Consider the following 2,145-nt stretch of genomic DNA (forward strand, 5'->3'; position numbering starts at 1 on the left):
CCGGTCGCCGGCGCGACGGGAGGCGTGGGACGGCCTGGGGCCGGGGGCGGGGAGGTGGGCTGGCTGGAGAGGCTGGCCCGCGCCTGCTGGCGGCCGTGGGCGGGGCCGGTGTGCTCGCCGTGGTGGCGGCCGGGCTGATCGTCCTGATGCCCGGCGACGACTCCGCCCCCGCGCAGGGCCGTACCTCCTCCGCCGCGGTCTCCGCCCCCGCCGACGGCGGGCAGAGCCGCAGGACCGGTGAGGTCCCCGAGGGGTTCAAGCGATTGAGCGCGGGCGGGATCGCCGGCGCCGTACCGGAGAACTGGACGGTGAAGGAGCGCGACGACGGCGCCGTCGTCTTCTCCGGGCCGAAGAGCGGCGCGCAGAGCATCGTCGTCACCCAGGTGCCCGTGGCCGACCCGGTGGCCGCGCTCGGCAAGGTCGACAGGTCCGGGCTGGACGAGTACATCGAGGTCGGCGTGACGCCGGTCTCCTACGACGGCTGGAAGGCCGCCGACTGGGAGTACACCTACGTCCTGCCGGACGGCATCGTGCCGATGCACGGGCGGACCCGGTACGTCGTGGTCGGCGCCGACAGCGCCTACCAGATCGCGATCGTCGTCAAGGACATCGACTGGGAGAAGAGCGCGAGGATGATCGACACCTTCTTCGCCACCTTCGACCCGGGGGTCTGAGACCGCGCTGGAGCCCCGGCGGTCCGGATGTCCCGGGCCCCGCCGGGGCGCGGGACATCCGCTGGGGGATCATCACGGGTGATGACAGACTTCGCTCGTGACGACAATCCCCTTGAGTCCTGACATCTCCCCTCCGGGCCCGGAGCGGGTCGCCGCCGTCCAGCGGCGGACGCTGGGCGTCCTGACCGCGGCGCAGATCACCAGCGGCATGGGCGTCGCCGTGAGTTTCACCCTCAGCTCGGTACTGGTCGCCAGGCTCTCCGGCTCGGAGGCGCTCGGCGGGCTGGCGGGCACCGCGGGCGTGCTCGGCGCCGCGCTGCTCGCCCTGCCCACCGCCAGGGCCTCGGGCCGCGGCGGGCGGCGGAGGGGGCTGACCCTGGCCTACGGCTGCGCGGCGCTCGGCTGCCTGATCTCCGTGATCGCCGTCGCCGTCGGGTCGTGGCCCCTGCTCCTGGCCGGGCTGGTGCTGTTCGGCGGCGGCAGCGCGGGCAACCTGGCCTCGCGCTACTCGGCCACGGACCTGTCCCCCGCCGGGCACTCCGCCCGGCACCTGTCCTGGGTGGTCTGGGCGGCCACCGTGGGCTCGGTCGCCGGACCCAACCTCGCCGAACCGGCCGACCAGCTCGGCCAGCGGCTCGGCCTCGCCCCGGGCGCCGGCCCGTTCGTGCTCGCCCTGCTGGGCTTCGTGCTCGCCCTGGGCATCCTCACCGCGGGACTCCGCCCGGATCCGCTGGTCCTGGCGCGCTCGCTCGCCGCGGCCGCGCCGGACACCGCACCCGTCACCGCGCCCTCCCCGCCCGCCACCGCGTCCCCTTCACCCGCCACCGCGTCCCCTTCACCCGCCGCGGAGACGGCGGCGGCCGTGAAGCCGACGGGCACCCTGCGCACCGCCTGGCGGACGCTGCTCGGCTCCCCGGCGGCGCTGCGGGCGCTGACCGCGATCGCGGTCAGCCACACCGCCATGGTCTCGATCATGTCCATGACCCCGGTCCACCTCGACCACCACGGGGCCTCCGTCTCGGTCATCGGCCTGGTGATCAGCCTGCACATCGCGGGCATGTACGTGCTCTCCCCCCTGGTCGGCTGGCTCGCCGACCGGATCGGCCGGGTCCGGGTGCTCGTGCTGGGCACGGCCCTGCTGCTCACCGCGGCCGTCCTGGCCGGTACGGCGGGCGAGCACGACGTCCCCCAGGTGACCGCCGGGCTGGTCCTGCTCGGAGTCGGCTGGTCCTGCGGCCTGGTCTCCGGGTCGGCGATGCTCACCGAAGCCGTCCCGCTGGAACGGCGCCCCGCCGTGCAGGGACTGTCCGACCTGGTGATGAACGTCTGCGGCGCGGCCGGCACGGTCGTCGCCGGAGTGATCGTGCAGACCCTGTCCTACGGCGTGCTCGGCACGGCCGTGGCGGTCCTGGTCACCGCCACCGGCGCCTGGCTGGCGCTCGCCCGCCGCTGAACGGCGCCGCCGCGCCGG

The 2,145-nt window shown here is 75.4% G+C and carries 2 protein-coding genes; both read left to right on the top strand.

What is annotated here, in order from left to right; genetic code table 11:
* The first annotated feature begins 95 nt into the window (after positions 1 to 95).
* Entirely contained in the window at positions 96 to 674 is a 579-nt protein-coding gene (locus ACWJ6R_RS35115) for a hypothetical protein (protein WP_449066336.1), read from the top strand.
* A gap of 97 nt (positions 675 to 771) precedes the next feature.
* Positions 772 to 2,127, top strand: coding sequence for an MFS transporter (locus ACWJ6R_RS35120; protein WP_449066337.1), 1,356 nt, complete (start codon positions 772 to 774; stop codon positions 2,125 to 2,127).
* Positions 2,128 to 2,145: the final 18 nt, after the last annotated feature.

The sequence above is a fragment of the Planomonospora algeriensis genome, assembly GCF_977012225.1.